Genomic DNA, 6037 nt, shown 5'->3' with positions numbered 1-6037 from the left:
GACCCGTCAGGAACCGACCCGATCCGGTGATCCGTCAGCGAGCTCATCAGTGTCTCCCTTGATCAGGGTGTCCACCTGATTCATGACACTCCCGGGCCGACTTCCTGCGCTGTTACGGGCGATCCGGCGACAGGATGTGGGGCGGCGGGCGGCGGCTCGGGCAAGCGGGATCGGGGCCGGGGCGTCCGATCGAGTGTCACGGCCCCGGGCGCAGGCCCACGGCCTCCGGCCGTTGCCCTGGTGGTGCTGCGTACGGGATAACGCCGTTGCCGGCATCGACGCGAAAGGTCGGGCGGGCCGTCTCGGCGACGGGGTATGGGGGTGGGGGCCGGCGGGGCGCGGAGGGCGGGTCCACGGCTTCCGCCGATTGGCCTGGCCGTGTTGCGTAGGGGGTGGCCGCTGCTGTCGGCCTCGCCTTCCGGGCCGGCTCGGTGGGGGATGCGGGGTTGGGCCGCGTGGTGCAGTGGTGGGTGTGGGAGGCCCGGGGGTGGCCGGGGGTGTGCGTAGCGTTGCGGGATGACGGAAGCCATGCAGGGCGGGAGCCCGGCGCAGGTGAATGCGGCTCGGGTGATGGCGTCGGCGGTGGTGTTCGCCATTCCGGTGCTGAAGCTGGCGTGGACGCTCGGGGGTGGGGACGCCGCTCGGGACGCGCTGCTGGCGATGGGGCCGGCGAACTGGGTGGACGTCGTCATCGGGATTCTTCGCCGAGCCGGTGCTGGCGGTCGTGCTGGCGGCGGTGCTCTCCTACCTCAGCTACGCCTTTCGGGCCGCTCACGGCGGGGCCGCCCGGCACCAGGGGCGGGCCCTGGTGGAGACGGCGGCGAAGGCGGCGATCCTGCCGGGGGCGCTCGGGGTGGTGGTCGGGGCGTTCAACGGGCTGTGGTGCGGGGTGGCGGCCGGCGTCCTGGGCTATCTGCTGCGGCTCGGCGTGGTGGCCGAGTACCGGACCGGCGCGCGCTCGGCCGTCACCGGCCACCGCACCGGGCGGCCGGCCGTGGCCTTCGGGCCGCGGGTCGTCGACACGGTCGGGATCGTGGCGCTGTCGCTCTCCCTGGTGGTGCTCCCGGTGCTCCCGGTGCTCTCGGTCGTCGCCGCCCTCGACGGCCGGTCCTGGACGAGCGTGTTGATGTGCGACGTCGACACCGGTGCCGGCCCGCAGCGTGCCCGGCTGGTCGAGCTGGACCGGCAGGCCGCGGGCGTCGTCGGCTGGGACGTCCCGGCCCACGAGGTGGTCAGCGGCACCAACTGTTCCGTCGACCCGGACGACGTCCTGCGCGATCCCTGGTGGCGCCGGTAGGACCCGCCCCGCCGGTCCCGGGTCCGACGGGCGACGGGCGCGCCACCGTCCGTCAGTAGATCAGGTAGTCCGGGCGCCGCCCTTCGTCGTCGATCTCCCCGGTGGCCTGGGTCCGCAGCTTGGCGGACAGCTCCGCCAGGGCCCGGGAGGCCGCGACCTCCTCGCCGATCCTGGCGAGCGGACGGTCCTCCGCGCTCTTCACGGACTCGCCGTGCGCGCTCAGGCCTGGTGCCCTGGCGCCGGTCAGCCTGGCCTCACACGTCGTGTGCACGCCGTCTTCCTCGAAGCTCAGCTCCACGTCCCACTGGTTGTGCATGCCACACCTCCTGGCGCAGGCCCCCGTCGCGCCGGTCCGGAACGGCCACGGACGGTGACCCGTGGCGGCTCGCTCACACCAGCGTGCGCCTGCCCCGCCGGTGGCGGCAAGCGCTGCCGCGAGGCCCGGGGCCGGCCGCTCCGCGCGCGTGTCGTGCGATCGGCCCGGGCACCGGCCCGGCGGTACGCTGACGGGAGCGGCCGCGACGCCCGACCCACCTCTCGGACCCGTCGGCGCGGCGCGGGCAGCGACAACCTGGTGGTCCCTCCGTGGCGGTCTTCCTCCTCGCTCTCAGCGCGGCCTGCTGTCTGGGGCTCGGCTTCGTCCTCCAGCAGCACGCGGCGCAACAAGCCCCGCGCTCCGATCTGCTGCGCTGGCGGCTGCTGCTGGACCTGATGCGGATGCCGCAGTGGCTGCTCGGCACCGGGTTCATGGTCAGCGGGCTGATCCTCTCCGCGTTCGCGCTCAACCAGGGCGAGGTGTCACTGGTCGAGCCGCTGCTGGCGACCAACCTGATCTTCGCCATGGCCCTGGCCCGGGTGTTGACGCGTCAGACCCTGGGCCGTTCCGGCTGGGCCGGGGTGGCGCTGCTGGCCCTCGGAGTGACGGCCTTCATCGTGGCCGGTCAGCCGACCGGCGGCGGGCCACCCGCCGGGGAACTGCGGCACTGGCTGGTGGTCGGCACCGTGGTCGGGCTGGTCGTGCTGCTGGTCTCGCTGGCCCGGCGGCTGCCGCTGTTCGAGGAGGCGACCCTGCTGGCGCTCGCCGCCGGGCTCCTCTACGGCCTCCAGGACGCACTGACCCGGACCACGACCCAGCGCCTCGACCACGAGGGGCTGGCCGCGGTGCTGCGCAGTTGGCAGCCGTACGCGGTGGTGGTGGCGGGCGTGGTCGGGCTGCTGCTGGTGCAGAGCGCCTTCGAGGCCGCGCCGCTGCGGATGTCCCTGCCTGCCCTGACCGCCGCCCAGCCGCTGTCCGGGATCGCCTGCGCGGTGGGCTTCCTCGGGGACCGGCTGCGGGTGACCCCGGGGGCGCTGGCCTGGCAGTCGGCCGGGCTGCTGGCGATCGTGATCGGGGTGATCGTGATCGGCCGCCATCCGGCGATGCCCGGGACCGTCCGCGACACCCTGGAGAGCATCGGGGCGCCGCCGGAGAACGGTGCGGAGGAGCAGTCCGAGGGCGAAGCGGAGGGGGAGCCGACGGGCGGGTCCGCGGAGGACGACCGCCCCGGGAGCACCGGTTAGTCCGCGATGTGCTGGAGCGCGCAGGCGGACGCCGTGGCCGGTGGGCTAGTCGCGGCTGCGGGGGTGGCGTCGCTGGTCCGCGCCCACCGGGCCGGCCGGCCCGAACGCCTGCCGCTCGCCGCGCTCCCTCTGGTACTGGGCGTGCACCAGCTGATCGAGGCGGTGGTCTGGCTCGGTACGGACGACCGGCTGCCGGACGGCCTCGCCGGGGCGGCCCGCACCGCCTGGGCGGTGATCGCCCTGCCGCTGCTGCCCGTGCTCCTCCCCGCCGCCGTGTGGTGCGCGACCAGCGGGCCACGTCGACGCGTGCCGGCCGCGCTCACCCTGCTCGGCGCGGCGGTCGCCGTTCCGTTGGCCGCGGCCGTCGGCTCCCGTCCGGTGACGGCCGCCGTGCACGGCCACACCCTCGGCTATGCCATCGGCGTCCCGTTCCCGGCCGTCCTGCTGGCCGGCTATCTCCTCGCCACCGTCGGCTCCCTCCTGGTGAGCGGCGACCGTCTGCTCCGCCGCCTCGGTCTCCTCATCGGCGCGGGCGCCCTCGTCTGTGCCCTGCTCTGGCGCCTCGCCTTCGTCTCCACCTGGTGCGCCCTCGCCGCGCTGACCAGCCTGCTGCTGCTCCACTGGGCGGGCCACCAGTCGGCGGGCGCGCCCACCCCTGCCGCCGGTCGGGCCCGCTAGCCGGCTCCGAAGCGCCATTCACGCACCGTGCGCCGGCTCCGGCTCCGACAACGGCTCCGGGTCGACGGCCGTGGTGCCGGTGGTACCGGTACGGCCCGCGCTGCCCGCGCGCGCCCGGAGGCGGTCCATCTCGCGCCACTCGGGGCGCAGCCCGGCCAGGGTCGTGGTGGCGAAGTACAGGGCTCCGGCCGCGAGCAGGCTGGGTATCAGCCCGACCAGGGCGACCGCCGCGCCGGCGACCAGCCCGCCGAGCGGGATGCCGGCCCAGGCGAGGGAATCGCCGAGGGCGTGGACGCGGCCCAGCAGGTGGCGGGGCACCCGCTCGAAGAGCACCGCGCCGAGGATCGGGTTGAGGAAGCCGGAGCCGAAGCCGCCGATCGCGAAGACCGTGAGCACCAGCCACATCGGCGCGCCGAGGGCGAGCACCAGGAAGCGCGGCGCGCCGCACAGCAGGAAGCCGGTGAAGAAGACCGTCCGGCGGGGCAGCCGGGAGGCGACGGCCGCCGCTATCAGGCTGCCGACGACGGCGGTGGCGCCCATGACGGCGGCCGTCAGGCCGATGGCGGCCGGACCGTTGCCGGACTCCCGCGCCCAGACCGGGACGAGGACGGTGATGAACCCGGCGTCGATCAGGTTGGTGATGCCGACCATCACGATCACGGTGAGCAGCAGCGGCTCGGAGCGCAGGAAGGTGAAGCCCTCCCGGAACATCCGCCAGTAGCCCGCGGGCGGCTCCCCCTCGGACGCGTCGGCGGCCGCGGCGGGCACCGCCGAGCGGCCCATGCCGCGTGGCAGCGCGACCGCGATGATCAGCGACCCGAGCGCGAAGGTGCCCGCGTTGACCGCGAGGCCGGCCAGCGGGCCCATCACCGCGACCAGCCCGCCGCCGACCGCCGGACCGACGGTGGAGGCCAGCCGCTCGGTGACGCCCGACAATCCGGTGGCGCGCTCCATCGGCACCCGGGCGTGGTCGGCCGCCTCCGGGACCATGACGGACTTGGCCAAGTCCCCCGGGCCGCGCATCGCCCCGATCACCGCGACCGTCACCAGCAGCGCCCAGAAGGGGAGCAGCCCCTGCGCGTGCAGCAGCGGGACCAGCCCGGCCGCGACGGCGCTGACCGCGTCCGTCGTCCAGGACACCACCCGCGGGCCGAGCCGGTCCACCAACGGCCCGGTCAGCGCCTTGACCGCCACGTACGGCGCCATCTCCGCGAAGGCGACCAGGCCCGTCATGGTGGCGCTGCCGGTGGTGGCCAGGACGAACCAGGGCAGGGCGATGGCCGACACGCGGGTGCCCGTCACCGAGACGGCCGTGGCCGTCAGGACCCCGGCGAGCGGCCGGAAGCTGCGCCCGGGCCCGTCGACGACGGCCCCCGCGGTCGTGGTCGCGGTCGTGCCGACCGTGGTGCTGGTCATGTCGTTTCCCCCTCGTCGGTGTCGTCGCGCAGGTCCGGCAGGACGTGGACGACGACGGAGACCTGCTCCGATCCCTCCGGGACCGGCCCCTCGGCGCCCACCCAGCGGTAGCGCCTGATCACTTCGCTCAACTCGCCGGACAGCTGCTGGGCCTCGGCCGGCGTCAGCTGGAGCACCAAGTCGCTCAGGTTCACCGCCTTGCGCCAGTCCTGCGGCATCGTCTCGAAGGCGTCCAGCGAGCGCTGGGCCGTCAGCGTGTGTGCGGCCAGGACGGACCGCAGGTAGCCGGCGGCCTCGCCCAACTCCTCCTCCGCCATGTCGTCCACCGTCCAGACCGTGACCCGGTGGGCCGAACGCCACCAGCGCTCACGGGCGTTGCCGCGCCCCTCGTCCTCCTCGACGAAGCCCGCGGCGGCGAGCTGGCGCAGGTGGTAGCTGGTCGCGCCGGAGTTGATCCCCAGCTCCGCGGCGAGCCGCGTCGCCGTGGAGGGGCCGTACTTGCGCAGCAGCCCCACCACCCGCAGGCGCACCGGGTGGGCCATCGCCCGCATGCTCTCGGCGGTGAGGGAGATGGCGCGCTGGTCCTCGCCGTGCTTCCAGCCCTGCTCTTCGGTCATGGCAGGAGACTAGAACCGCAAAGAGTTCTTTGCAAAGGGTTTTTTGCGAAGAAGTCTTTGCGAAGAAATCCTTGCGGAGGCTCTTCGCGGGGAACGCCCTGCGGCTCCTCTGAACGCAGTACGCCACGGCTCCCGCGCCCCGCCGGTCGACGGGTGCCCGACCGGCCGCTCGGCGGGGGCCGTGGACCGGACCGCGGACCGGAGCGGGATTGTCACCCGGGCGGCCGAGGCGCAGGCTGGAGACTCAGGCAGTCAGCGAGGGCCCGGAAGGCGGTCCACCCCGGCCGGCCGCGGATCCGATGACGGCCGCCGGAGAGCACGAGGGGCAGGGCGATGGCACGCGGGAGGCTCTGGGGCTACGTCGCGTCGGGAGCCCGGGCGCTCGGCGCGCTCGGCGCCACCGCCGGCGCGGGCGGCACCGGGCGCAGGACCGGGTCGGCGCGCAGGATCGGGATCGGATCGGCGCGCC

At 74.9% G+C, this 6037-nt stretch carries 6 protein-coding genes; 3 read left to right on the top strand and 3 right to left on the bottom strand.

Annotated elements, in window-relative coordinates; genetic code table 11:
• The first annotated feature begins 712 nt into the window (after positions 1-712).
• Positions 713-1297 carry a hypothetical protein gene (locus tag ABZW03_RS35940; protein WP_355268167.1) on the top strand — a complete coding sequence of 195 codons (585 nt, stop codon included), beginning with the start codon at positions 713-715 and terminating at the stop codon, positions 1295-1297.
• Positions 1298-1349: 52 nt separating this feature from the next.
• Here ABZW03_RS35940 and ABZW03_RS35935 read toward each other — a convergent pair whose 3' ends face one another.
• Complete coding sequence (locus tag ABZW03_RS35935) at positions 1350-1613, bottom strand: dsRBD fold-containing protein (RefSeq protein WP_355268164.1); 264 nt, start codon at positions 1611-1613, stop codon at positions 1350-1352.
• Positions 1614-1882: 269 nt separating this feature from the next.
• Here ABZW03_RS35935 and ABZW03_RS35930 point away from each other — a divergent pair, with 269 nt between their 5' ends.
• Both ABZW03_RS35930 and ABZW03_RS35925 read left to right on the top strand, forming a co-directional pair.
• A complete protein-coding gene (locus tag ABZW03_RS35930; RefSeq protein WP_355268161.1) occupies positions 1883-2857 on the top strand; it encodes a DMT family transporter in 975 nt (324 codons plus the stop codon).
• Positions 2858-2863: 6 nt separating this feature from the next.
• A complete protein-coding gene (locus tag ABZW03_RS35925; RefSeq protein WP_355268158.1) occupies positions 2864-3535 on the top strand; it encodes a DUF6629 family protein in 672 nt (223 codons plus the stop codon).
• Between the two features lie 18 nt (positions 3536-3553).
• On the opposite strand, the gene ABZW03_RS35920 is transcribed toward ABZW03_RS35925, so the two are convergent.
• Both ABZW03_RS35920 and ABZW03_RS35915 read right to left on the bottom strand, forming a co-directional pair.
• Positions 3554-4951 (bottom strand): MFS transporter, encoded by a 1398-nt coding sequence (locus tag ABZW03_RS35920; protein ID WP_355268155.1) that lies wholly within the window; start codon positions 4949-4951, stop codon positions 3554-3556.
• Positions 4948-5568 (bottom strand): helix-turn-helix domain-containing protein, encoded by a 621-nt coding sequence (locus ABZW03_RS35915; RefSeq protein ID WP_355268152.1) that lies wholly within the window; start codon positions 5566-5568, stop codon positions 4948-4950. Before ABZW03_RS35915 ends, ABZW03_RS35920 begins: the two co-directional genes overlap by 4 nt.
• Positions 5569-6037 lie beyond the last annotated feature (469 nt).

The sequence above is a fragment of the Kitasatospora sp. NPDC004799 genome, from assembly GCF_040609095.1.
GTDB lineage: Bacteria > Actinomycetota > Actinomycetes > Streptomycetales > Streptomycetaceae > Kitasatospora.
Note: the sequence above shows the minus strand (reverse complement) of the source record. Positions and strands in the feature narration are given on the sequence as shown.